The following is a 24487-nucleotide window of genomic DNA, read 5'->3' on the forward strand; positions in this document are numbered from 1 at the left end:
CTTCAGTCTTTTCACTTCATGTCTTATCATATCGTGTTTTCGTCTTTTTATGAAGGACAGACAAATCAATTCTTCATGGCAACTAAAAAAAGACCGCTCTGTAAGGAGCAGTCTTTTATGACATAAACGAAAGCAAAATCGGGGCCGCGCACAGTGTCATAATCGCGGCGAGGATCATCGACACGCTTGAGATCGTTCCTGATACGGAGCTGAGCTCAAATGCTTTAGATGTTCCCGCTCCGTGCGCGCTAGTTCCGAGCAGCACGCCCCGGGCAATTTCGTTATCAATGCGGAAATAGCGGATGACCATCGGCCCGATGATCGTTCCCAATAAAGCCGTTAAAATGACGAAAACCGCTGTAACGGCCGGCATCCCGCCGATCATTTCTGAAACGTTCATGGCAATCGGCGTCGTCACGGATCGCGGCACGAGACTGTCGACTAAGCTGCTGCCGAGATGGAACCATTTTGCGATAAAGGCTGTTGACAGAATGGCGATACATGAACCGACCGCTACGTTCAAAATAATTTCCACGGCGTATTTCTTTAAAATCGGGAAATATTTATAAAGCGGGATGGCGAACGCCACTGTTGCCGGCTGAAGCATATCGGTCAGCAGTCCGCCGCCGAGATTGTATGTCTGATACGGGACATTGACAAGAAGCAGCAGGACGACCAAAACAGCGGGCGTAATCAGAAGCGGCGACGTATACACCCGCGGAAAACGAATGTAGAGTTTTTTCGCGCCCAAATACACTAAGACAGTTAAGAATAAACTTATGATTCCGATGAACACGTTTGTTTTTTCTCCTTTCTTTTTGCTATTAGCTGTGTAAGCGTACCTGTTGAAACCATCACGACAAATGTGCTGATGACGACGACAAGTAAAATGCTTACGCCGAATTTAGACATAATATCTCCGTATTCAATCACTCCGACGGCAGACGGGATGAAAAACAGCAGCAGCTCACCGAGGAGCCATGCTGCGCCAAGCTCAATCCATTCAAGTTTGATAATCTTGAAGTGCAATAATGTGAAAAGAATCACAATCCCGATTATACTGCCGGGAATATTTATATGAAGAGCCGCCGTGACCCAATTGATCAGACGCGCAAATATAAACAGCAGAGCGATTTGAATAACGGTAAGCAGCAATTTTTTCATAATGATGCCTCCCTTATATTTATATTGTACAGAAGGTTTTGCTATAGGTAAAATACATATAAAGAATAATGTGTATTCCTTTTGTCTATAGAAAGGATGAAATGTAATGGATATACGGCACTTAACGTATTTCTTGGAAGTGGCCCGTTTGAAAAGCTTTACGAAGGCTTCGCAGTCTCTGTATGTTTCACAGCCGACAATCTCAAAAATGATTAAAAACCTGGAGACGGAGCTCGGCATTAAGCTGTTTTACCGCAATGGCCGGCAAGTTGAACTGACTGACGCCGGGCAGAGCATGTATGTGCAGGCGCAGGAAATCACAAAGTCATTCCAAAACCTGACGTCAGAGCTGAACGATATTATGGAAGTGAAGAAAGGGCACGTCCGCATCGGTCTTCCGCCGATGATCGGGTCCGGCTTTTTCCCGAGAGTGCTCGGTGACTTCCGCGTCACATACCCCGATGTGACGTTTCAGCTTGTTGAGGACGGCTCTATTAAAGTGCAGCAAGGGGTGGAGGACGGCTCGCTTGATATCGGGGTCGTCGTGCTTCCCGCGAATGAAGAGATTTTTCATACCTTCACAATCGTCAAGGAAACCCTTATGCTTGTCGTCCATCCGTCACATCGGCTCGCTGACGAGAAAGAATGCAGTCTTCATGAATTGAAAGAAGAGCCGTTCATATTTTTCAGGGAGGATTTTGTCCTTCATAATCGAATTATGACGGAATGCGTGAAAGCCGGATTCAGGCCGCATGTCATTTATGAAACATCACAGTGGGACTTTATCAGCGAAATGGTATCCGCCAATCTCGGTATCGGCCTGCTGCCGGAAAGAATCTGCCGCGGTCTTGATCCTGACAAAGTCAGAACCATTCCGCTCGTTCATCCGGTCATTCCGTGGCATTTAGCCATCATTTGGCGGAAGGACCGCTATATGTCCTTTGCCGCCAGAGCCTGGCTGGAGCATACGAAATCGTATTTATGGAATCCGAAAAAGAGAAAAAAGGATGATTAAGCATGGACGCACAAACCGCAGCTCAACACTTGAGTAAAGTGCGGGATCAAAACCCGCTCGTTCACAGTATCACCAATAATGTCGTCACGAACTTCACCGCTAACGGACTGCTCGCGCTCGGCGCATCACCCGTTATGGCTTATGCAATTGAGGAGGCCGCCGACATGGCGAAAATCGCCGGAGCGCTCGTCCTGAACATAGGCACCCTCAGCTCGGCGTCGGTTGAAGCTATGATCGCAGCCGGAAAATCGGCCAATGAAAACGGTGTTCCGGTCATTTTTGATCCGGTAGGCGCCGGCGCCACGCCGTTTCGGACGGCATCAGCCCGCAAGATCATACAGGAGGTCCGCTTTTCCGTCATTCGCGGAAATGCCGCGGAAATCGCCAATATTGCCGGCGCCCCTGATTGGAAGATAAAAGGCGTGGATGCGGGGGAAGCCGGAGGAGATGTGGTTCAGCTCGCTAAGACGGCTGCAAGCAGGCTGAAGACGGTCATTGCGATTACCGGAAAAACCGACGTCATCTCCGACGGCACCGACACATACGCCGTACATAACGGTGATAAACTGCTGACGAAGGTGACGGGGGCGGGATGCCTGCTGACGTCTGTAATCGGAGCCTTCTGCGCAGCGGGGCAGGACGTTCTGCAAGCGGCCGTTTCAGCCGTTTCTGTATACGGAAGCGCCGCTCAGCTTGCCGCTTTGGACACCTCCCATAAGGGGCCGGGCAGCTTCCAGATTGAGCTTTTAAACAAGCTGGCAAGCATCTCAGAACAAGAAGCGGCCGAGCTTGCCGCAATTGAAAGGGTGATAGAAAAATGACGCGTATTTCTCGGGAAATGATGAAGGATATGTTATCGGTTTATTTTATTATGGGATCAAACAATACAAGCGCAGACCCGGTTTCCGTGGTGAAAAAAGCAATTGAGGGCGGCGCTACGCTTTTTCAATTTCGGGAAAAGGGGAGCGGTTCTTTAACAGGGGATGAACGTGTCCTGTTCGCGAAGCGGGTGCAGGATGTCTGCAGGCAGGCCGGGATTCCTTTCATCATTAATGATGATGTCGAATTGGCCTTGCGCCTTGAGGCGGACGGAGTGCATATCGGACAGGATGACGCAGACGCCGAAGAAACGAGAGCGGCAATCGGCGATATGATTCTCGGTGTGTCAGCACATAACGTCTCCGAGGTGAAGCGGGCGGAAGAAGCCGGAGCCGATTACGTCGGAATGGGCCCGGTCTATCCGACCGAAACAAAAAAAGATGCTGAAGCCGTGCAGGGCGTTACATTGATTGAAGAGGTACGGCGTCAGGGCATCACCATTCCGATTGTAGGAATCGGCGGCATTACGGCTGACAACGCGGCGCCCGTCATTGAAGCGGGTGCAGACGGCGTCAGCATGATCAGCGCCATCAGCCAAGCCGAAGATCCAAAAGCGGCGGCGCGGAAGTTTTCAGAGGAAATTCGGCGCTCCAAAGCAGGGCTGTCCCGATAGGGCGGCCCTTTTTCTGTGTGCGCAAAAAGGCAGTGACGGACTTGGAGAATAGAAGCTGTATGTCAAGAACAGAGCAATCAGCTTGCAATATCGACCGAAGCGTTTGACGGCTCTATCGCTTCTCTCAAAGTGACGCCTGAACCAATCACCGCCGGCGCCGAAGGCTCAAAAGCCCTCTATAAAACAGTGAATAGCGCGCAGTGAGAGTCACGGAAAACTTAATGCGGAATTCAGCGAATTTGAAGTTTTGATGTCGAAATACAAAACGTGCGATCAATCGTATACGTCTTGTGATACATTAAGTACAGATCAAATCAGAGAGATAAGCACGAAGCTGACGGCCCTTTCTGAAACCATGTCGAAGATTGCCGATGTGCTTTAAAAGGAGTTAAGACACAGCATGAGCGATGAACATAACAAGGAAAAACAGATCCACAGACGGGATGTCCTGAAGTGGGGCGCCGTCGCGGGCGCAGCCGTCGCTATCGGAGCGAGCGGCCTCGGGGGACTCGCGCCGCTCTTCAAACCGGCGGCCACCGCTTCAAAGAAGAATGATGAAAAACATGATCGTGATCAAATCGTTCCTTTTTACGGAAAGCACCAAGCAGGAATCACAACGGCGCATCAGACGTATGTGTATTTTGCGGCGCTTGATGTCATGTCAAGCGACAAAGCCGATGTCATCTCCCTTTTCAAACAATGGACAAGCCTGACACAGCTGCTGACTTCAGGCGCCGTCCCGTCAGGCGAACAGAAAAATAAATATATGCCTCCGCAGGATACCGGGGAGTCGCAGGATCTGGCGCCGGCGAATTTGACCGTTACCTTCGGCTTCGGCCCCGGGTTTTTCGAGAAAGACGGGAAGGACCGCTTCGGACTGAAGGATAAAAAACCGAGGCACCTCGCCGATATTCCGCCGATGCCTAACGACAAGCTCGATAAGAAACAAGGCGGCGGTGATATCGTTATACAGGTCTGCGCGGATAATGAACAAACGGCGTTTCACGCGGTGCGCAACCTGATGAAACAGGCATCGGGTGTGTGTGAAGTCCGCTTTCTCAATAAAGGTTTCTTAAGCGGCGGAAAAAACGGAGAAACACCGCGCAACCTCTTCGGATTCAAAGACGGTACCGGCAACCAAAGCACGAAGGATGAAAACCTGATGAATTCGATCGTTTGGGTTCAATCAGGAGAGCCGGACTGGATGACGGGCGGCACGTACATGGCGTTTAGGAAAATTAAGATGTTTTTAGATATATGGGACCGTTCATCCTTGAAGGAACAAGAGGACACGTTCGGGCGGGTGAAAAGCTCGGGCGCGCCTTTCGGACAAAAAAAGGAAACCGATCCCGTGAAGCTGAATCAAATTCCCGCCGACTCGCATATCAGCGTGGCAAAATCAACCGGCAGACAGATTCTGCGCCGGGCATTTTCCTATACGGACGGAATTGATCCGAAGACGGGCTATGTTGACGCAGGCCTGCTGTTTATCTGCTTTCAAAAAGACCCGGACCGCCAATTTGTCCCGATGCTGAAGGCTTTGGCGGCAAAGGATGCGCTGAATGAATACACACAAACGATCGGCTCTTCCTTATTCGCCTGTCCCGGGGGCTGTAAAAAAGGAGAATATATCGCCCAAAGGCTGCTGGAATCGTGACACCTTCCATATGGAAGGTGTTTTTTAAAAAAACACTTGTAACTATAAAAGTTACAACTTAAAATGATAAGGAAAGGAGACTTACAATGACACTGCAGATTAAAGTATATTCTGATTATGTATGTCCGTTTTGCTATGTCGGCAAAGCGGCGTTTGAAGAAGCTATCAAAGACAAGGACGTACAGGTGGAATGGATGCCGTTTGAATTGCGTCCGAGCCCCTCGCCGAAACTTGATCCGGTGAATGATCCCGCCAAGCGGCAGATGTGGAAAAACTCCATTGAGCCGATGGCGCAGTCGTTAGGCGTTGAAATCACGTTCCCCCGCGTGTCACCGCATCCTTACACGGATTTGGCATTTGAAGGCTTTCATTTCGCAAAGGAACATGGGAAAGGAAGCGAATACCATACACGCGTTTTTCAGGCGTTCTTTCAGGAAGAACAAAATATCGGTGACGTTGGCGTGCTGACAAAGCTTGCGGAAGAAGCCGGACTTGACGGCGCTGCCTTCAAAGAGGCGCTTGAGACAAGAGCGTACAAGGACGTACAGCGGGAAGCGCTCCGCCATGCTTATGAGGAAGCCGGCATTACGGCAGTGCCGACGTTTATCATCGGCGATGAGAGAATCCCTGGCGCGGCGGGAAAGGAAACCTTTGAACAAATCATTGAGCGGGAACTGAATAAACGTTAGTAAAAAGCCCTCTTTGCATCAGCGAGAGGGCTTTGCCATATAGTGTTTGACAAATGTTTGTCTGTCCGCTTCATATGCCGCGGCGTCAAAGGAGTCGCCGCAAAAATGAAGGCACCAAGGGTCTTTCTGGCAGGCGACGCCGACTTGATAGCCGTGTTTTTGAAATTCGAGCGACTGTGATGTGTCGTAAAAATGAAAGCCGCGAAACAAATCCTCCCGCCACTCCACGTCATATTGAGCCGCCATTAACAAGCCGTCAATGGCGTCAGCGGGCGTAAACAGGCCGTCTTCATCACCGTGCTCAAAATCCAGCGGGTGATAAGCATTCCCCCGGTATTCAATCACTTTTCCCATCCGCTGTCCGCTTTCCCACCAAATGCCGTTCGGCGGCAGGGTTTTGCAGCCGGCGACACCAAGAAGGCCGAGCTCCTGATGAGATTGAAAGATATGAAGCATGTCATGAAGGAAATGCTGATGAATGATAAAAGTATCCTGATGCAGATAAATTTTATATTTGGAGGGGTGTTTCAGCGCTTTGTTGTAGGACGAGGCCATGCTTGCTGAATCGTATATCGGCATGATATCAACGGAGTATGAAGGGGGGACGGTAAGCTGCATGATATGGCTCTTGCACCGGGAGTACAGCGACTCATCATTCACACAGACGACAAACAGAAATGAATGTGAATCCATTACATGCTCCTCTCGGCCTCAATCACATATTGATAGGCCGATGCTTCTGTCATAAAGTCATGCCTTATGCCAAGCTGTACGCATACTTCGTGCAATGATGCGATGGCTTTGTGGTAAGAAGGGTGATCAACGCGGATCGCCTCAATGCGTTTCACCTCATAGCCGGCGGCTTTAAATAATGAAAGAGTCTCTTCCCGGGTAAAAAAACGCAGGTGGGTCTGATCCATTAATCCGGCGTCACTGTAAGTCCATTTGCCGGCTAAAAGCTCCAGCACCACTGAGATGTGGCCGACATTCGGTATGCATGCAAGCACAGTGCCGTCTTTTTTTACATAAGGACGAAGCTTTTTCAGCACTGTCCACGGGTCGATAAGATGCTCAAGAACGTCTCCGAACAGCATGCAGTCGAATTGCTCTGATTCGTACGGAAGAATGGCGGATTCAATGTCGCCGCAAAGCACATGGCTCAATTTGCTTTCCGCCTTTTTTGCGGCTTCGGGATACGCTTCAATGCCGTAAACCGTTATTCCGCGGTCTTCGATCGCCGCTCCTAAATTGCCCGTTCCGCAGCCGACATCAAGCACTGTCCGCCAGTTTTCGTCTATTTTGTTCAATAAATAAGGATTCAGGCCTTCGTAGTAGTTCTGTTGTTTTTCATCATAATAGGGATTCGTATCCATCTGTGTATCACCTCATAAATGGGCATAATACACAAGATATGCAGCGGGGGGATCTCATATCACCATGTTTGGCTGTTCAATTGCGGAATACGGACGGGAATGGTTGTCCGGTATACGGTTTGTTCTCTGATTCCCCTCTTATTGCGGGTGTTCCTTTGAAAACTCAGGTGCGGGCGGACTGTGGCAGGTCATATAGTAAAAGGATCCGCCTGTAATCTTACCGCTGGCGGATGGTGTTTTTCATTGGTGTTTTTTTCTTCACCGCTTTTTCAGTATTTAAGAAGCGCCTCACATCGTCAATGTTCAAACCCATGATTCTAGCCTCTTGAATTAACAATTGCCAATCTTGATCTATATCTTTCATTACATGAGTTTTCATAAGAACCTCCAATTGAAAAATTGATTTGCCCAGCTACAGCAGCCAATGTATAACAAATATCACACATAGTTGGCCGGTAATCCCAAATTGAAGATGAATTCACCTACCTATTCCCTAAGAAAATGACTGAAATAACCAAAATCCTTCAAGAATTCTTACATATAATAATAAACAAATAAATACTGACTGGATAGTATGCAAATAAAAATAAACCATATGACCTATTAATATTTACCCTCAAAACGTCGAATAGCATATTCTTTTTGCATAAAAAATACCGCAAAAGAATGATTCGGTGTAAGATAAAGTGAATGATCAAACAGCTGGGGTAAAAAATGAAAAAAAACAAATTTCAAATTAAGAGAGAAGAAACATTTGAAAATTTTATTGACGCAGGCCTTCATCTCCTGATTGAAAGAGCTTACGATTCAGTCTCAATCGATGACATCAGTAAAGCGGCGGGTTTCAGCAAAGGGGCGTTTTACGTTCATTTTGAAAGCAAGGAAGATTTTCTGAAGCATTTGTTAGAGAGGCGTCAGATTAAAAAAAGGATCATCACTGGCTATCTCGACGAATTAGAAAAGCAAACAGAGCGGCCGTTGACGCTTTGTGAAGCCGCGGCCAGCGCGGCCAGCCTGTTGATGCGGTTTGTAAACAGCAAGCCTGCCTGGAATGTTGTGTCTTTTGCCGTTCATATGCCTACTTACAAAGTCGTCAGTGAATATGAAGCTTATATCCGTCTTTATAAGTTATGGATAGAAGAAAGCACCATGTACATAAATTGGCTCAAATCGAGAAATTTAATAGAAGACCATATAGATACCGAGCATACCGCTAACATGATGTGCGCGCTCATCGACGGGATGATTAAGCAATCCAATGTGCTGGGAAGGCCGGTTACTTTCCGCAGCATGTTTGACGCGCTCTATGTTTTTGTCAGCGGCAGAAAATCAGGGTAACGTTCTTCTTGATTTGACAAAAGGTTTAGAAAAGTCTTTCAGAAAGCGAGGAACTGCCATGCGCTACAGAGAAATTATGATGTATATCATTATGGGGATATTCACGACCATCGTGAATATCGTCAGTTTTTACATTCTGACGTCGGCATTTGAGATGGATTACAAGGCGGCGACTGTCGCCGCTTGGATTCTGTCCGTTCTATTTGCTTATGTTACGAATAAACGGTATGTCTTTCAGCAAAAGACCGCGGGGATGCGGAGTCTGGTGAAAGAATTAACGGCCTTTTTCAGCGTGCGGGTGCTGTCTCTCGCCATCGATCTCGCCATGATGATTCTTCTGGTCAGTCAATTTCATATGAACGAAACATTGGCGAAAATCGCCGATAACGTCATTATCGTAGTCGTCAACTATGCGGCCAGCAAGTGGATTGTCTTCAGAAAAGCGAAAGAAGAGGGCGTGTCATAACGGTTTTTTTCTGCGCCCTGGGGGGAAAGTGTAATGGTGGAAGAGGATGCGTATGAAGCACAAAATAAAGAAAGCGTTTGCTGATGTATTCGGGGAATCGGAGGACCTGCGCGTTTTCTTTGCGCCCGGCAGAGTGAATCTCATCGGAGAGCTAACGGGGGCCGCTATGAGGAGAGGACAGGGAGAAAAGCTGACTTTTACACGGCGGATATCGGAGCGAGAGAACTAAAGGGGGATGACGATGGCAATTGAGCGGCACGTGGAACGTTTAATCCGGTACGGATTGCAAAAAGAGCTGATTTCATTTCTTGATATTGAATATACAAGAAACCGTTTATATGAAACTTTGCATATTACCCATCCGGAGGCTTCAGAACAGAAAGAAAATGAATCGTCGGCATCATTGCCGGACATATTGGCCCCGATTTATGAATGGGCGGCAGAAACGGGCCGGATGGCAGCCGATACAGACACCTATCGCGACCTGCTGAGCGTGAAGATCATGGGCTGCTTTGCCCCGCAGCCGTCCGAGATTGTGCGTCGTTTTGAAGAAACAAAGGCGGTGCACGGGCCGGAGCAGGCGACAAAGGCGTTTTACCGATTTTCAGAGGATGTGTATTATATCCGTTCGGACAGAATACAGCGGAATGTCGGGTGGACGGCTGAGACGGCTTACGGAAAGCTGGACATCACGATCAATCTTTCAAAACCGGAAAAAGATCCGAAAGCAATTGCCGCTGCCAAAGAGCAGCCTCAATCCGATTATCCGAGATGTGTTCTTTGTAAAGAAAATGTCGGGTACGAGGGGAGACCGGATCACCCGGCGCGTCAAAACCTTCGTGTCATTCCGGTCATTCTCGGCGATGAGCAGTGGTTTCTGCAATTTTCTCCGTATGTGTATTACCGGGAGCATTGCATCGTTTTGAAAGACCGGCACGAACCGATGAAGATCAGCAAAAAAACGTTTGACCGGCTGCTGTCGTTTGTCAGCCAGTATCCTCATTATTTTCTCGGTTCCAATGCTGATCTGCCGATTGTCGGCGGCAGTATTTTAAGCCACGACCATTTTCAGGGGGGCCATTATGAATTCCCGATGGCGCGGGCGGAGACAGAAAGCCGGTACAGGCTGCCTGACTATCCGAAAACGGTGCTGGGAATTGTGAAGTGGCCGATGTCGGTCATCCGCCTGCAAAGCGAGAGCGCGTCTGAGCTTTCCGGCGCGGCGGATGCCATCCTGCGGGCATGGCGCGGTTATTCCGATGAGGCGGCTGATCTCCTCGCCTGTTCAGGAGAAACACCGCACAATACAATTACGCCGATTGCCCGGCGGAGAAACGGTTTATTCGAATTAGATCTCGTCCTCAGAAATAACCGCACCTCTGATGAGCATCCGCTGGGAATTTTTCATCCCCATCAGGAAGTTCATCACCTGAAAAAAGAAAATATCGGACTGATTGAGGTAATGGGGCTTGCGATTCTGCCGGGCCGCCTTGAACAAGAAATGAAATACACGGCTGAAGCGCTGTGCTCCCCGGACCCGGAAGCGGTCTTAACGGCAGACCCTTCTGCGGCAAAGCATAAAGATTGGGCGCTCAGTGTGCTGCATAAGCGGAAGGTAACGAAAGAAAACGCGGAACAGATTCTGAAAGAGGAAATCGGCCATGCCTTTGCGCGGATACTGGAGCATGCCGGCGTCTTTAAACAGACAGAAGAAGGCAGAGCGGCTTTCCGGCGGTTTATCCGCCATTTGGGCGCTCTACCGGAAAAAAGCCCCATCCCATAAGGGACGAGGCTTTTTTTTATCCTCTGCTTCTGGCGATCAGGCTGAATAAGAATACCACGATCGCAGCTCCGATGATTGCCGGAATGATGGCAAAGCCGGCAAGGTGAGGACCCCATGTGCCGAGCAGTCCGTGCCCGATCCATGCGCCGATCAGACCGGCGATCATTGACCCGATGATTCCCCCGGGCATACTGCCTTTTACAAATAAACTTCCGATCCAGCCGATAATAATAGCGACAATCAGAGATACGATAAAACCCATAAATATCACTTCCTATTTTTTATTATTTATGCCTATATGTTTCCTTCGTTTTGTCCATATTAAACATATGAATGCGTTTTTTATAATGAACATATCAAGGCGCGTTCCGGTCTTTTTTTTCACAATGCGTTGCGTTAAAATGGAAACCGTGTGAAAAGGTGTGAGCAAAGGAAAAAATATTTCTTTTGTAGAATGTTTAACAAAATGAAACTTTTTGTTGACCAGCGATTTTTATTATGGTAAACCTTTATTTGGTATTATTCGTTCTCGCTATCTTTTTTCTCTATATATGCTAAATGATCTAAAACTTTTTATGTTTGATTTACGCAAGTGGAAAAAGTTCATGCATTTTTTGACGATTTTGTGACATTAGGTCGAAAAAAAGATGAACTTTAGAAAAAAATAAAGCTAATAAGTGCAGATTTTGATAGCATAACAAGGTAGATAGAGAAAAGATTTTGAGAAAGTACATTTCAGATTCACTACATCAATAGGAAGGATGGTGATCTTCTTGTTCAGAGCATTTAAACCGTTACTTTTATTAGCGATGTTGGCTGTTGTTTTCGTACTGGGCGGATGCAGCGACATTTCCGTTTTAGATCCGAAAGGACCTGTAGCAGACCAGCAGAAAGATCTGATTCTCTTGTCAATCGGATTTATGCTGTTCATTGTCGGCGTCGTATTCGTACTATTTACAATCATTTTAGTGAAATACCGCGACCGCAAAGGCAAAGACAGCGGAAATTACAAGCCCGAGATGCACGGCAACACGTTCTTAGAAGTAGTCTGGACAGTGATCCCAATTTTAATTGTTATTGCACTTTCTGTGCCTACCGTACAGACGATATATTCGTTAGAAAAAGCGCCTGAAGCGACAAAGGATAAAGAGCCTCTTGTTGTTTATGCTACTTCGGTAGACTGGAAATGGGTATTCAGCTACCCTGAGCAGGATATTGAGACGGTTAACTACCTGAACATTCCTGTAGACCGTCCGGTTTTATTTAAAATTTCTTCAGCAGATTCAATGGCATCGCTATGGATTCCTCAGCTTGGGGGACAAAAATACGCGATGGCGGGAATGCTGATGGATCAATACTTACAAGCTGACAAAGTGGGAACATATGAAGGCCGCAACGCGAACTTCACCGGCGAACACTTTGCCGACCAGAAATTCAACGTAAAAGCTGTTACGCAAAAAGACTTTAACAGCTGGGTGAAAAAAGCCCAAAGCGATTCTCCAAAGCTGACGAAAGAGAAGTATGACGAACTGATGCTTCCGGAGAATGTCGGAAAATTAACGTTCTCTTCTACACACTTAAAATACGTTGACCACGGCCAAGATGCCGAATATGCGATGGAGGCGCGCAAACGCCTTGGCTACAAAGCCGTATCACCGCACTCTAAAACAGACCCGTGGGAAGATGTAAAGAAAAACGAATTTAAAGTATCCGACGATAAACAAGATTGAAATTGAACAAGAAAGGAGGAAGCCCGAATGAAATTGAGATGGGATGAATTTTTTGTAACAGGTGACCCATTAATTCTGGGCGCACAAGTTTCCATTGCGCTTTCCACTATCGCTATCATCGTTGTACTCACATACTTCAAAAAGTGGAAATGGCTCTGGTCTGAATGGCTGACGTCTGTAGACCATAAGAAACTTGGAATCATGTACATTATCTCTGCTGTTATCATGCTGTTCCGCGGCGGGGTCGACGGCTTGATGATGCGCGCCCAGTTAGCGCTTCCTAATAACAGTTTTTTAGACTCAAACCACTATAATGAGATCTTTACGACTCACGGTACGATCATGATTATCTTCATGGCGATGCCGTTTTTAATCGGTCTGATCAACGTTGTCGTACCTTTGCAGATCGGTGCGCGCGACGTAGCATTCCCTTACTTGAACAACCTGAGTTTCTGGACGTTCTTTGTAGGTGCGATGCTTTTCAATATTTCTTTCGTTATCGGAGGTTCTCCGAACGCAGGATGGACGAGTTACATGCCGCTGGCAAGCAACGACATGAGTCCCGGGCCTGGTGAGAACTTCTACCTGCTCGGTCTTCAGATTGCCGGTATCGGTACGCTGATGACGGGTATCAACTTTATGGTGACGATCCTGAAAATGCGTACGAAAGGCATGACGCTGATGCGTATGCCGATGTTCACATGGACGACGCTGATTACAATGGTTATTATCGTATTCGCCTTCCCTGTTTTGACAGTGGCATTGGCGCTGTTATCATTTGACCGTTTGTTCGGCGCTCACTTTTTCACGCTGGAAGCCGGCGGTATGCCGATGCTTTGGGCTAACTTGTTCTGGATTTGGGGACACCCTGAAGTATATATCGTTATCTTACCGGCATTCGGTATTTTCTCTGAAATTATTTCAGCGTTTGCAAGAAAGCAGTTATTCGGTTACAAAGCGATGGTCGGCTCAATTATCGCCATTTCCGTCCTGAGTTTCCTTGTATGGACTCACCACTTCTTCACAATGGGAAACAGTGCGTCCGTTAACTCTTTCTTCTCGATTACAACGATGGCGATTTCGGTTCCGACCGGGGTTAAAATCTTTAACTGGCTCTTTACGATGTATAAAGGCCGAATCAGTTTTACAACACCGATGCTGTGGGCGCTCGCGTTCATCCCGAACTTCGTTGTCGGCGGGGTAACAGGGGTTATGCTTGCGATGGCTGCAGCGGATTATCAATACCATAATACGTACTTCCTCGTATCTCACTTCCACTATGTGCTGATCGCGGGTACGGTATTTGCATGTTTCGCAGGATTTATTTTCTGGTATCCGAAAATGTTCGGCCACAAGCTGAACGAAAGAATCGGAAAATGGTTCTTCTGGATCTTTATGATCGGATTTAATGTATGTTTCTTCCCTCAATACTTCTTGGGGCTGCAAGGTATGCCTCGCCGTATTTACACTTACGGACCGAATGACGGATGGACTGCATTGAACTTTATTTCAACTGTCGGAGCCTTCATGATGGGTGTCGGATTCTTAATCCTTTGCTACAACATCTACTACAGCTTCCGCTACTCTACTCGCGAGATCAGCGGAGATTCATGGGGCGTGGGACGTACGCTTGAGTGGGCGACTTCATCTGCGATTCCGCCGCATTACAACTTTGCGGTGCTTCCTGAAGTGAAATCTCAAGATGCGTACCTGCAATTGAAAGAAGACAAAACGGATATTCATCCGGAAAGCAAGTTCAAGAAAATCCATATGCCGCACAACTCCGGAAGACCGCTTATTATGTCAGTGGCGTTCGGTATTGCAGGCTTCGGACTTGTGTTTGAATGGTTCTGGATGGGCATTGTCGGCTTGATCGGCATTCTGCTTTGCATGGTGCTTCGTTCATTTGAATATGACAATGGCTACTATATACCTGTTGAAGAAATAAAAGAGACGGAAAGAAAGATTTCCGAATAAAGGAGGCGTGATTTATGGAACATGCAGAACACGGCAATTCTAACGCGCCTATGGAATATCAATCTGAAACCGGCAGACTCAATATTCTCGGGTTTTGGATCTTTTTAGGGGCAGAGATTGTGTTGTTCTCAACACTATTTGCAACCTTCTTCGTTCTTCAAAGAAGAACAGCAGGAGGAGTCTTACCGGCTGAATTATTTGAAGTGAAGCTTGTCATGATCATGACATTCCTGCTTCTGATCAGCAGTTTCACCTGCGGGATCGCTGTTCATGAAATGCGTCGCGGAAGTTTAAAAGGCGTCGTCATTTGGACGATCATTACGCTTCTTCTCGGTGCGGGCTTCGTCGGATGTGAGCTTAACGAGTTCATCCACTATGTACATGAAGGAGCATCTCTCGGTACAAGTGCTTTCTGGTCTGGATTCTTCGTCCTTCTGGGAACGCACGGAACGCACGTAACGATCGGTATCTTCTGGATTGCCGGCATCTTACTGCAATTGAAGAAACGCGGATTAACGCCGCAGACGTCTTCAAAAATCTTTATCTCAAGTTTATACTGGCACTTCTTAGACGTTGTTTGGATCTTCATCTTTACAGGCGTCTATCTCATCGGATTGGGGGGACTATAATATGGCAAACAAATCTGCTGAACACAGCCACTTTCCGTGGAAGCATATCGTAGGTTTTGCGTTGTCTATTATTCTGACCCTGCTGGCCCTTTGGGTTGCGGTATATACGGAATTAAGCCCATCAGCAAAACTGTGGATCATTTTCGGATTCGCATTTATCCAAGCCGGTCTTCAGCTTCTCATGTTCATGCACATGACAGAAAGCGAAAACGGCGGAATTCAAGTCGGAAACACGCTCTTCGGATTTTTCGGAGCGATTGTTATCATCCTTGGTTCCATCTGGATCTTTGCGGCGCACTACCATCACGGGGACCATATGGATGGAAACCCTCCGGGCGGTGCGAAGCATCATTCCGAACATCAGGAATAAAAAGAAACCCTCTTCGTTCAGGCGAAGAGGGTTTTTTGTGCCTTTATTGGCTTCTTCTCCGGCGCAGGCGCGGAAGGCCGTAAATGATAAAGGCGGCGATATGGGCAACGATGACGTTGACGGCAAACAGGATGATCATGAGTGTGTGGCCGAGAGGGGATAGGCTGCTGGTTGCGTAAAAGTAGAAGAAAACCCACATGAGAATAATTGGCGGTATGGCCGAAAGAGCGACTTTTTTGTTATCCAGCCAGATAAAGAGGGGTGTTGCGCTTGCGACCAGTAAATAAGCAAAAAACATGTCCATCTTACATGTCTCCTTTCATTTTATGGGAGCGTTTCCAAAATGAAATACAGAGAATAAAATGTGTCTGTTTTGTGGTCGTTTTTTGAACATTTTGTTACAATTATTATACCATGTTTTCCAATTTTTGATACCGCTTTTTCGAGAAATGTATTGCAACTATTGCCTCATTTTTGGATAGGTACAAGAAACCGGAAAGGTCAAATACCCTGTCACATTTCCGGACAAGGGAATGGCACAGGCTGTGAACCTTTGCTATGTTCAAAGAAAACATGCACAGCAAGGGTGGTTTTGAAGTGGACATAACAAAAGACGATGTCACAGCGCCGGACGTCATTGCGCTTTTGCAGGAGCATCTGAAGAGCATGACCATGCATTCTCCCCCGGAAAGTATACACGCGCTCAATGCGGACCGGCTGCGTCAGCCTGACGTTACGTTTTGGAGTGCGAGGGAAAACGGCGTCCTGCTCGGCTGCGGCGCCTTAATGGAGCTAAACAGCCGGCACGGTGAGATCAAATCAATGAAAACGGCTCCGCATCATGTCAGAAAAGGCGCAGCCAACCGGATCCTCCGCCATATGCTTGAAGAAGCAAGGCGGCGGGGCTATCAGCGGATCAGCTTAGAAACCGGTTCTATGGAGGCTTTTCTCCCCGCCAGACGCCTGTATGAAAAAGCAGGGTTTCAATATTGTGATCCGTTTGCACATTATAAAGAGGACCCGAACAGCTTGTTTATGACGTTAAACATAGACTGAAACCCCTTTTCTGACGAGAAGGGGTTTTTTATCGGAAAAGTTTCATCATGACCGAAACATTTCCTTTTCTGACACGTCATATGTCGTGTAGTCCCCAAACCGTAAAAAATAAAAAGGAAGCAACCTCATCATGTTTTCTTGAACGGTGTTCATGTATAATAAACAATAGTGACTTCCGATGAAAATGTAAGGCGGGATAGAATGAGTCGATATAAGAAACAGCAAAATCCCTATTATCAGGGGGATTTGATTTTTATATTTGGTGTGTTTTTAATAATTAGTGTTGCGGCGATTTATGCGGCCGGACAGTTCGGGCAGTATGGAGGCAGTGCCTGGATGAAGCAGATTGTCTTCTATGTTATAGGTGCGGGATTCATCGGATTATTGCTGTACTTTGATTTAGAGCAGCTTGAGAAACTGAGTCTGTACGTATTGATTGCCGGCGTGCTGTCGCTGCTCCTTTTGCGTGTGGCGCCGGAATCCATCGCGCCGATCAAAAACGGAGCGAAGAGCTGGTTTCAAATCGGCAGCTTTACCCTCCAGCCCTCTGAGTTTACGAAAATAGGAATTATGATGATGGTCGCGTCCATTATATCGAAGGCGGGCCCGAAGGATCAAAGATCGCTTCGGGAAGATGTGAATCTGCTTTTGAAAATTGCGGCATGGACGGTTATTCCGATCGGGATGATCGTTTTGCAGGATGCCGGAACGGGTGCGATCTGTCTGTTTATCGTTATGGTGATGGTTTTTATGTCAGGTGTAAACTGGAAGCTGATCACCATCATCGGCGGTTCGGCCGCGCTTGTGCTTGGCCTATTCTTAGTGCTTGTAATTGAATTTCCCCATGTGGCGAATTCGATCGGTATTGCGGATTATCAAATTAACCGGATTACATCGTGGATGTCTGACTCCAGTGCGGCAACGACTCAGGCCGAGAGCGATAAAAGCTGGCAGGTGGATCAGGCCGTTATGGCGATCGGATCGGGCGGCATTACCGGAAACGGCGTTCATAATCTGAAAGTGTACGTACCTGAGGGACAGACTGACTTTATCTTTGCGATTTTGGGTGAAAGTTTTGGGTTTTTAGGCTGCGCCATTGCGGTTGTCATGTTTTTCTTTTTAATTTACAGACTTGTGGTGCTGATTGACCGCTTGCATGCGTTTAACCGATTTGGCGCGTTTTTTTGCGTAGGGTTTACTGCACTTATCGTGATTCACACCTTCCAGAACATCGGGATGAATATCGGCATTATGCCGGTTACCGGTATTCCGCTGCTGTTTGTCAGCTATGGAGGGAGCTCGGTGCTTTCTACATTAATCAGCTTCGGGATCGTATATAACGCAAGTGTGCAGCTGACGAAATATAAAAGCTACTTGTTCAATTCTTAATGTGAGACGGCTCGTTTTTCGGGCTGTCTTTTTTGTTTAGAGCATTTCGCTTTTGGCATGATACTCTTTCGGATATGATATATAGAGAAGGAGGCTTTATATATGAACAATACCATCGAAACCATACTTAATCATCGGTCGATCCGATCATTTACTGACGAGCTTCTGACAGCAGAAGAGATAGATACATTAGTGAAAAGCGCCCAGGCGGCGTCAACGTCCAGTTACGTGCAGGCTTACTCCATCATCGGCGTAACCGATAAGGAGAAAAAGCGGAAGCTGGCGGCACTGGCCGGAAACCAGCCTTACGTCGAAAATAACGGGCACTTGTTTGTGTTTTGCGCTGATTTGTACCGTCATAAAAAACTTGCTGAGGAAAAAGGCGAAAACATTACCGAGCTTCTTGAGAATACGGAAATGTTTATGGTCAGCGTCATTGATGCCGCACTTGCCGCACAAAACGTAAGTGTTGCCGCGGAATCAATGGGGCTTGGCATTTGTTACATCGGAGGCATTCGAAATGAACTTGATCAGGTGACGGAAGTGCTTGGTACACCTGACCATGTGCTGCCGCTGTTCGGCTTGGTAGTCGGTCATCCCGCTCATCCGTCCGGTCAAAAGCCGCGCCTGCCGAAACAAGCCGTATATCATGAAAACACGTACGATACGAATGAAGAAAACTTCCGCAGTTATATGAAGGAATATGATGAAACCATTTCCGATTATTATGATAAACGGACAAACGGCAAGCGGGTTGAAACGTGGTCTGATCAAATCCTGCAGTTCATGAAACAAAAACCGAGAACCTATTTAAATCAATATGTAAAAGATAAAGGTTTTCAAAAGAATTAAGAAAAAACCTCTCCTGACCGGGAGAGGTTTTTTTATGTTTCACGTGTAACATATTTCGACAAAATGGAACAAGGTATATAAATGTTTATCATCAGGGATGCTTATAAGCATACAGAAAGAAAAAACGGCTTAGCAGTGGTACGATGTTGATGAGGTGACAGTGATGATTTCATTAAGTATATTGGATCAATCTCCTGTATCAGAAGGTTGTTCTGCGGAAAGTGCACTGCGGAATACAGTAAGACTGGCGCAGGAGGCGGAAAAGCTCGGATATAAGAGGTTTTGGGTGTCAGAGCATCATTTTTCAGAGCGGTTGGCGGGTTCAAGCCCTGAAGTGCTGATCAGCCATATTGCGGCGAAAACGAATGACATTCGGGTAGGATCAGGCGGTGTGATGCTTCCGCATTACAGCGCATATAAAGTGGCGGAGAATTTCCGAGTGCTCGAAGGGTTGACGCCGGGCAGAATCGATCTCGGATTAGGGAGAGCGCCGGGCGGAATGCCGATCGCATCATGGGCGCTGAATGACGGAGGGAAGCGTAATGCTGATCAATATCCGCAGCAGCTTCGTGAGCTGGCGATGTATTTGCATGATGCAGCTGATGACAATCACCGTTTTCCGAATCTGACCGCATCACCCCTTATTAAGACGGCGCCGGAAGTCTGGCTTCTCGGTTCTTCGGGGGAAAGCGCGCTTCTGAGCGCAGAAATGGGAGCAGGCTATATGTTTGCCCACTTTATTAATGGAGAAGGGGGAGAAAGCACGACAGCACAATATAAGCGCAGATTTAAACCTTCTGTATTAGGAAAAGAACCAAAAACAGCCGTGGCGGTGTTTGTGCTGTGCGCGGATACGGAGGAGAAAGCGGAGGAACTCGCGGCCGTCATGGATTATACGCTGCTTGCGGGTGAACAGGGGATTCCGCTTCACGGCGTACCGTCTTACGAAACCGTCCGCGGCAATACGTATACACCGTATGAACAAAGACGAATTGCCGATAATCGGAATCGGATGATCATCGGAACGAAGCAGCAAGTGAAGGAACAGATTCTGGCTCTCAGTAAAGCATACGGAACAGAAGAAGTAATGGCTGTGACCATTACTCATCATTTTGAAGATAAACTTCAGTCATACCGTCTGCTTCGAGAAGCTTTTGCCGAATAGTCAGAAAGAAACCCTGCTGATGCTCCAGCAGGGTTGTTCGGTTATTCAATGATAAAAGGTTTTTCAGTCAGCACCTGGCTTGATTTCCCTTTGTTCGCGGCATAGGCCAGCATATAATATTCTCCTGCCGGCAGTGCGGTGTCACCATTGACTTTGCCGTTCCAGTCGAAATATTGATAGCCTTTATCCTGCTTTTTGTAGATGCCGGCTTGGCCGACAAAGTCAAGATTACTGTCATATACAAGGAAGGCAAGCTCTTCGGCTCCCGCCGGAAGATAGGTTTCAATTTGGTAGGTTCCCTGCGTTGTGCCGTCCTGTACGTCGATTGACGTCACGCGCGGATAGTCCGGCTCTTTTACAATCAGCAGCGTCGGCACTTTTGCGGCTGTTTTTCCGCCTTCACGCACTGTGACGGTTCCCTCATAGGTGCCCGCCTTTACTTTTTTGGCATTGACCTTTACTTTCGCATTGACCTTTCCGGTTTGATGAGCGGGGATCACGACCCGGTCTGTGCCCGAAACGGTAATGCCCGTGCCGTTGAAAGAATACTCGAGCTGATATGATTTTCTGATGGACGATTGGTTTTCAATCGTAAAGGTTTCTTTTTTCGTTTCATTGCCTTTGTCTTTCATAAACGTTCCGTAAGAATAACTTCCCGGGGCGACAAGGGAGTCTGCTTTGATCGCCTTCATGATTCTGATGCTTCCGGCGCCTTGCGCATTATGCGGGTATACGTCACCGTCCGCGTCCGTTAAGGTTTCCGCCGTGTTCATGAGAGCGGCTTTTATTTGTTCCGGGCTCCATTTCGGTTTGGCCTGCTTGATGACGGCAGCTGCGCCGGCTACATGCGGAGAAGCCATGCTCGTTCCCTGTTTCGATCCGTAGCCGTACGGGTCGGCCGGATCATGGGTCGGAATGGTGCTCACGATGTTTACGCCGGGAGCAGAGACGTCAGGTTTAATCATCCACGTGTCCATAACCGGGCCGCGTGACGAAAAGTCTGCCATTTGTTCAGTGAGCGATTTAGCGACGGATAAATGGAATGTCGCTTTTGTGCCGCCCGCTTTTAATTGGCTGACGAGTTTTTCGCCGTCTTCTGATGAAAGCTTAACCGTCGGTACGGACATGCCCGGTACGTTGGCTTCAATTTCTCCCGGGGCATTGTTATACACAACCATACCGATCGCGCCCGCTTTTTTGGCGTTGTCTGCTTTATCCACAAAGGCGATGCTGCCCCGTTTGACGACCGCGACTTTTCCTTTCAGATCTTTGCCTTCAAAATCCTTTTGCTCGCCGATACCCGCCTCTATGAGCTCTGTTTCTTTTTTATTCAGTGCTTTTATGTCATCTTCTTTGTTGTAGCCCATTACTTTCGCTGAGGAATAGGAACCGAAGGAGACGGCGTACTCGTTCAGCGGCAGCTGGGTCGCACCGACGGAGATGGCTTCTCTGGACGTTCCCGGAGAGCCGACGGTCCAATTGTTCGGCCCGCTGTTTCCGTTTGATGTAACGGCCGTGACGCCTTCTGACATCGCCCAGTCAAGCGCCGTGCTTGTCGCCCAGTCCGGGTTATTCACAGAATTGCCGAGAGAAAGGTTCATGACATCCGCTCCGTCCTGTACGGCGCGTTCGATGCCGGCGATGACGTTCTCCGTTGTTCCGCTTCCCCCCGGACCGAGCACACGGTAGGCAAGGAGTGTAGCATCCGGTGCGACGCCTTTAATCGTTCCGTTTGCCGCTACCGTGCCCGCGACATGAGTTCCGTGGTCAGTCGACGCGCCTCTCGGATCACCGGACGGTGTTTCTTCAGGATCGTAATCGTTATCCACAAAATCGTATCCTTTATATTGTCCGAAATTTTTCTTTAAGTCAGGGTGTTTATATTCGACACCGGTGTCAATAATGGCCACCTTGACGCCTTTCCCCGTATAGCCGAGCTTCCACGCGTCATTTGCCCCTATATAAGGCGCGCTGTCATCCATCTGCGGAGACACGGCATCCTTAGATAGGGTGATGTCTTTATCTTTCAGCTGATCGGTATGATAGCTGACGTTCGGATAAACCGCTTTGACATCCTGATCACTCAGCAGTTTCGGAATTTCATTTGCCGGGAGTTTCATGGAGAAGCCGGAAAACACTTGCTCATATTCCCTGTTGATTTTTCCGTGTTTAATGGTTTTGAGCGCTTTCTTTTTCACCTTTGAGCGTTCGCTTTTCAGCTTGCTTTTTGTCTGTGCTTTGCCGAGTTCCTTTGCTTCCGCCAGTGACTTTTCCTTCAGCTCGACGATGACTGTCGTTTGTTTGCCGGTGGTCATATCAATGTCACCAAATACCTCAGCCTTCTCAAGATCAGGAGTTTGCGGTTTTGAAGCCGGCGCAGCCTGTGAACTTGTGGATAAGGTAAAGGATAAGACAAAAGCCGGAAGCAGATAACGGATGATTCCTTTTTTCAATCGTGTTTCCCCCTTTTTCTTTATCTAAATTAGAAATCTAGTATATATTTCTTGAAAATTCAAAATAATCCTTGTGACATATGACTCATTTATGGAAATTGGTCTGTGAATAAGGAGGGAGTTATACACAGAATCCTGTGTATAACTGAATAAAATTGTGTATATATATTGTTGGGAACGAGTGTTCCTATACAAAATATAGATCGAGTTTGTGGATATGTGGATATACCCTGTGTTTAAGCTGTGCTTAACCAAGGGATAAGGTGTGTATAACTTTTTTTATCGGCTTTTCCATTTTTCAGGTCATTTCCATCAGCTTTCAACAAAACTTCTGAAAACTAGTTTGTTTTTTCACTCATATTGTGACAAACAATTCGCCCGGCCGCGTCTATCATAGAGTCATAGGGTTGCTAGACCCGCTAGTTTTTAGCGGAGAAGGATCGGCCGCCTTTTCCGTTAAAGCGGAGAGAAAAACAGGCCTGCGAACAAGCTGTCTGTCAAAAAGAAGCGGAGGGATGATTTGCAATGAAACGTTTGCTAGTATCTTTACGGGTGTGGATGGTCTTTCTGATGAACTGGATGGCGCCGGGTAACGGAAGATATCCATTAGCCGCCGTGTACGGAAACCAAGCGGCTTATCATAAGAAAGCGAAGCGGACGGCTGGGGCTTTTTCGTTTGTGAGCCGTGTCCGATCGGCGGATTTGACCGATGAAACGAAATCGGCCCGCGGCAGGCTGGATAAAAATCGATGGATGCCTGTCCGCAAAGAATTGCCGAAACGGGAGCGCGCGGGTCCGGCACCTTTACATCATATGAAAAAGAGGGTACAATCCCACTAAACATATGAACGGGAGCGAACCTCTTGAGAATAGACAAAGTATTAAATAACAATGCGGCGTTAATAAAAGAAGACGGACGGGAAAAGATCGTAATGGGTCCCGGAATCGCTTTTCAAAAGAGAAAAAATGATGTGATTCAAAAACATAAAATTGAAAAAATATTTGTCGTGCACGACGAAAATGAAAAGTTCAAACAAGTGTTAGAAACGCTTCCCGAAGAGCATATAGAGGCGGCTGAAGATATCATCAGCCATGCGGAGGGAGAGCTTGCGGCACCTTTGAACGATCACATCCACATTGCGCTGGCGGACCATTTATCCTTTGCGATCGAAAGGATTCAAAACGGCCTTCAGGTGCATAACCGATTGCTTCATGAAATTAAGGCGCTTTATAAAAAAGAATATGAAATCGGCCGCTGGGCGGTTGAACACGTGAAACAAACCCTCGGTATATCATTGCCTGATGATGAGGCGGGGTATATCGCGCTTCATATCCACACTGCTAAGGCGGATGCCAAAAGCATGTATTCGGCGATGAAGCATACAACCATGATCAAAGAAATGATCGAAAAGATCGAATCCTTTTTCGAACAGAAGGTGGATGAAGACAGTATTTCCTATCAGCGCCTCGTCACGCACTTGCGGTATGCGGTCAGCCGGTTGGACTCAAATGAAGCACTCCATTCCATGGACGAGGAGATGCTTTATTTCATCCAAAAAAAGTATCCGTTTGCTTATCGGTGTGCGCTTGAACTGGCGGCGTTCTTAAAAAATGAATATGATTTGGAACTGCCGGAATCCGAGGCCGGCTATATTACGCTGCATGTCCAGCGTCTGCAAAAAAACCCGGAATAACGCGTCTGTTTCGAGAAACAGACTTTTTTTTTGAAAACATATTGACGAAAGCGCTATCATGAAATAAAATGAAAGCGCATTAAAAAACTGAATCGGCGGGATTGTGACTGGTAATGCAGGCAAGACCTAAAATTTGCGTACATGAAAAAGGGATCATGCTGACCTTTTTCGTTGGCGAATTTTAGGTCTTTTTTG

At 47.3% G+C, this 24487-nt stretch carries 26 protein-coding genes and 3 pseudogenes; 21 read left to right on the forward strand and 8 right to left on the reverse strand.

Annotated elements, in window-relative coordinates:
- Positions 1 to 115 precede the first annotated feature (115 nt).
- Entirely contained in the window at positions 116 to 796 is a 681-nt protein-coding gene (locus ACWJJS_RS01340; RefSeq protein WP_012118753.1) for a CidB/LrgB family autolysis modulator, read from the reverse strand.
- The gene (locus ACWJJS_RS01345; protein WP_007407725.1) at positions 778 to 1164 is read right to left on the reverse strand and encodes a CidA/LrgA family holin-like protein; all 387 of its coding nucleotides are present in this window, start codon (positions 1162 to 1164) and stop codon (positions 778 to 780) included. The genes ACWJJS_RS01340 and ACWJJS_RS01345 overlap by 19 nt, the downstream gene beginning before the upstream one ends.
- 106 nt (positions 1165 to 1270) lie before the next feature.
- On the opposite strand from ACWJJS_RS01345, the gene cidR reads away from it, so the two are divergent.
- From cidR to ACWJJS_RS01375, 6 genes and pseudogenes are all read left to right on the forward strand, one after another.
- Positions 1271 to 2179 (forward strand): cidABC operon transcriptional activator CidR, encoded by a 909-nt coding sequence (gene cidR / locus ACWJJS_RS01350; protein WP_003150908.1) that lies wholly within the window; start codon positions 1271 to 1273, stop codon positions 2177 to 2179.
- A gap of 2 nt (positions 2180 to 2181) precedes the next feature.
- Positions 2182 to 3000 (forward strand): hydroxyethylthiazole kinase, encoded by an 819-nt coding sequence (gene thiM, locus ACWJJS_RS01355; protein ID WP_173612926.1) that lies wholly within the window; start codon positions 2182 to 2184, stop codon positions 2998 to 3000.
- Positions 2997 to 3671, forward strand: coding sequence for a thiamine phosphate synthase (gene thiE / locus ACWJJS_RS01360; RefSeq protein WP_003150910.1), 675 nt, complete (start codon positions 2997 to 2999; stop codon positions 3669 to 3671). The genes thiM and thiE overlap by 4 nt, the downstream gene beginning before the upstream one ends.
- Positions 3672 to 3713: 42 nt before the next feature.
- Positions 3714 to 4053 (forward strand): annotated as a pseudogene (locus tag ACWJJS_RS01365) (Efem/EfeO family lipoprotein); the annotation flags it as partial.
- 18 nt (positions 4054 to 4071) lie between these two features.
- A complete protein-coding gene (efeB, locus tag ACWJJS_RS01370) occupies positions 4072 to 5328 on the forward strand; it encodes an iron uptake transporter deferrochelatase/peroxidase subunit (RefSeq protein ID WP_278071413.1) in 1257 nt (418 codons plus the stop codon).
- An 86-nt stretch (positions 5329 to 5414) separates the two neighbouring features.
- Positions 5415 to 6017 carry a DsbA family oxidoreductase gene (locus tag ACWJJS_RS01375; protein WP_003150913.1) on the forward strand — a complete coding sequence of 201 codons (603 nt, stop codon included), beginning with the start codon at positions 5415 to 5417 and terminating at the stop codon, positions 6015 to 6017.
- Between the two features lie 18 nt (positions 6018 to 6035).
- Here ACWJJS_RS01375 and ACWJJS_RS01380 read toward each other — a convergent pair whose 3' ends face one another.
- From ACWJJS_RS01380 to ACWJJS_RS01390, 3 genes are all read right to left on the reverse strand, one after another.
- A complete protein-coding gene (locus ACWJJS_RS01380; RefSeq protein WP_024085947.1) occupies positions 6036 to 6710 on the reverse strand; it encodes a glycosyltransferase family protein in 675 nt (224 codons plus the stop codon).
- The gene (locus tag ACWJJS_RS01385; protein WP_003150915.1) at positions 6710 to 7390 is read right to left on the reverse strand and encodes a class I SAM-dependent methyltransferase; all 681 of its coding nucleotides are present in this window, start codon (positions 7388 to 7390) and stop codon (positions 6710 to 6712) included. The genes ACWJJS_RS01380 and ACWJJS_RS01385 overlap by 1 nt, the downstream gene beginning before the upstream one ends.
- Positions 7391 to 7607: 217 nt before the next feature.
- Positions 7608 to 7769, reverse strand: a complete 162-nt coding sequence (locus ACWJJS_RS01390) for an anti-repressor SinI family protein (RefSeq protein WP_029972917.1) — start codon at positions 7767 to 7769, stop codon at positions 7608 to 7610.
- 335 nt (positions 7770 to 8104) lie between these two features.
- Between ACWJJS_RS01390 and ACWJJS_RS01395 the strand changes: the two genes are divergently transcribed.
- The 5 genes and pseudogenes from ACWJJS_RS01395 to galT all read left to right on the forward strand — a co-directional run bounded on the left by ACWJJS_RS01395 (position 8105) and on the right by galT (position 10977).
- Positions 8105 to 8728: a TetR/AcrR family transcriptional regulator gene (locus ACWJJS_RS01395; RefSeq protein ID WP_454023251.1), complete on the forward strand. Its 624-nt coding sequence runs from the start codon at positions 8105 to 8107 to the stop codon at positions 8726 to 8728.
- A gap of 79 nt (positions 8729 to 8807) precedes the next feature.
- Positions 8808 to 9194: a GtrA family protein gene (locus ACWJJS_RS01400; RefSeq protein WP_172615168.1), complete on the forward strand. Its 387-nt coding sequence runs from the start codon at positions 8808 to 8810 to the stop codon at positions 9192 to 9194.
- A 52-nt stretch (positions 9195 to 9246) separates the two neighbouring features.
- Positions 9247 to 9312 (forward strand): annotated as a pseudogene (locus ACWJJS_RS01405) (galactokinase family protein); the annotation flags it as partial.
- A gap of 38 nt (positions 9313 to 9350) precedes the next feature.
- Positions 9351 to 9446, forward strand: a pseudogene (locus ACWJJS_RS01410) (galactokinase family protein); the annotation flags it as partial.
- Positions 9436 to 10977 carry a UDP-glucose--hexose-1-phosphate uridylyltransferase gene (gene galT, locus ACWJJS_RS01415; protein ID WP_454023252.1) on the forward strand — a complete coding sequence of 514 codons (1542 nt, stop codon included), beginning with the start codon at positions 9436 to 9438 and terminating at the stop codon, positions 10975 to 10977. The pseudogene ACWJJS_RS01410 and the gene galT, both read left to right, overlap by 11 nt.
- Positions 10978 to 10993: 16 nt before the next feature.
- Here the strand turns inward: galT and ACWJJS_RS01420 are convergent, their stop codons facing one another.
- Positions 10994 to 11239, reverse strand: coding sequence for a GlsB/YeaQ/YmgE family stress response membrane protein (locus ACWJJS_RS01420; RefSeq protein WP_003150926.1), 246 nt, complete (start codon positions 11237 to 11239; stop codon positions 10994 to 10996).
- Positions 11240 to 11741: 502 nt separating this feature from the next.
- On the opposite strand from ACWJJS_RS01420, the gene qoxA reads away from it, so the two are divergent.
- Genes qoxA through qoxD form a run of 4 tightly spaced genes read left to right on the forward strand, consistent with a single transcriptional unit; the run spans position 11742 to position 15683 of the window.
- A complete protein-coding gene (qoxA, locus tag ACWJJS_RS01425; protein ID WP_014306059.1) occupies positions 11742 to 12707 on the forward strand; it encodes a cytochrome aa3 quinol oxidase subunit II in 966 nt (321 codons plus the stop codon).
- Positions 12708 to 12734: 27 nt separating this feature from the next.
- A complete protein-coding gene (gene qoxB / locus ACWJJS_RS01430) occupies positions 12735 to 14684 on the forward strand; it encodes a cytochrome aa3 quinol oxidase subunit I (protein WP_012118743.1) in 1950 nt (649 codons plus the stop codon).
- A gap of 14 nt (positions 14685 to 14698) precedes the next feature.
- Positions 14699 to 15313 carry a cytochrome aa3 quinol oxidase subunit III gene (qoxC, locus tag ACWJJS_RS01435; RefSeq protein ID WP_003150930.1) on the forward strand — a complete coding sequence of 205 codons (615 nt, stop codon included), beginning with the start codon at positions 14699 to 14701 and terminating at the stop codon, positions 15311 to 15313.
- Position 15314: 1 nt separating this feature from the next.
- On the forward strand, positions 15315 to 15683 hold the full coding sequence (qoxD, locus tag ACWJJS_RS01440; protein ID WP_007407711.1) for a cytochrome aa3 quinol oxidase subunit IV: 369 nt from the start codon (positions 15315 to 15317) through the stop codon (positions 15681 to 15683).
- Between the two features lie 43 nt (positions 15684 to 15726).
- Here the strand turns inward: qoxD and ywcE are convergent, their stop codons facing one another.
- Complete coding sequence (gene ywcE, locus ACWJJS_RS01445; RefSeq protein ID WP_003150937.1) at positions 15727 to 15987, reverse strand: spore morphogenesis/germination protein YwcE; 261 nt, start codon at positions 15985 to 15987, stop codon at positions 15727 to 15729.
- A gap of 293 nt (positions 15988 to 16280) precedes the next feature.
- Here ywcE and ACWJJS_RS01450 point away from each other — a divergent pair, with 293 nt between their 5' ends.
- The 4 genes from ACWJJS_RS01450 (at position 16281) to ACWJJS_RS01465 (ending at position 20145) form a co-directional block, all read left to right on the forward strand.
- Positions 16281 to 16739, forward strand: a complete 459-nt coding sequence (locus tag ACWJJS_RS01450) for a GNAT family N-acetyltransferase (RefSeq protein ID WP_024085944.1) — start codon at positions 16281 to 16283, stop codon at positions 16737 to 16739.
- 201 nt (positions 16740 to 16940) lie between these two features.
- Positions 16941 to 18128, forward strand: coding sequence for an FtsW/RodA/SpoVE family cell cycle protein (locus tag ACWJJS_RS01455; RefSeq protein WP_003150942.1), 1188 nt, complete (start codon positions 16941 to 16943; stop codon positions 18126 to 18128).
- Positions 18129 to 18230: 102 nt separating this feature from the next.
- Positions 18231 to 18980 (forward strand): oxygen-insensitive NADPH nitroreductase, encoded by a 750-nt coding sequence (gene nfsA / locus ACWJJS_RS01460; RefSeq protein WP_021494748.1) that lies wholly within the window; start codon positions 18231 to 18233, stop codon positions 18978 to 18980.
- 163 nt (positions 18981 to 19143) lie between these two features.
- Positions 19144 to 20145 (forward strand): LLM class flavin-dependent oxidoreductase, encoded by a 1002-nt coding sequence (locus ACWJJS_RS01465; RefSeq protein WP_046560137.1) that lies wholly within the window; start codon positions 19144 to 19146, stop codon positions 20143 to 20145.
- 41 nt (positions 20146 to 20186) lie between these two features.
- Here the strand turns inward: ACWJJS_RS01465 and ACWJJS_RS01470 are convergent, their stop codons facing one another.
- The gene (locus tag ACWJJS_RS01470) at positions 20187 to 22598 is read right to left on the reverse strand and encodes a S8 family peptidase (RefSeq protein ID WP_454023253.1); all 2412 of its coding nucleotides are present in this window, start codon (positions 22596 to 22598) and stop codon (positions 20187 to 20189) included.
- Between the two features lie 525 nt (positions 22599 to 23123).
- Between ACWJJS_RS01470 and ACWJJS_RS01475 the strand changes: the two genes are divergently transcribed.
- Both ACWJJS_RS01475 and ACWJJS_RS01480 read left to right on the forward strand, forming a co-directional pair.
- Positions 23124 to 23438, forward strand: a complete 315-nt coding sequence (locus tag ACWJJS_RS01475) for a hypothetical protein (RefSeq protein WP_003150952.1) — start codon at positions 23124 to 23126, stop codon at positions 23436 to 23438.
- 23 nt (positions 23439 to 23461) lie between these two features.
- Positions 23462 to 24292 (forward strand): PRD domain-containing protein, encoded by an 831-nt coding sequence (locus ACWJJS_RS01480; protein WP_003150954.1) that lies wholly within the window; start codon positions 23462 to 23464, stop codon positions 24290 to 24292.
- The last annotated feature ends 195 nt before the right edge of the window (positions 24293 to 24487 follow it).

It is taken from the genome of Bacillus sp. JK106 (assembly GCF_053663355.1).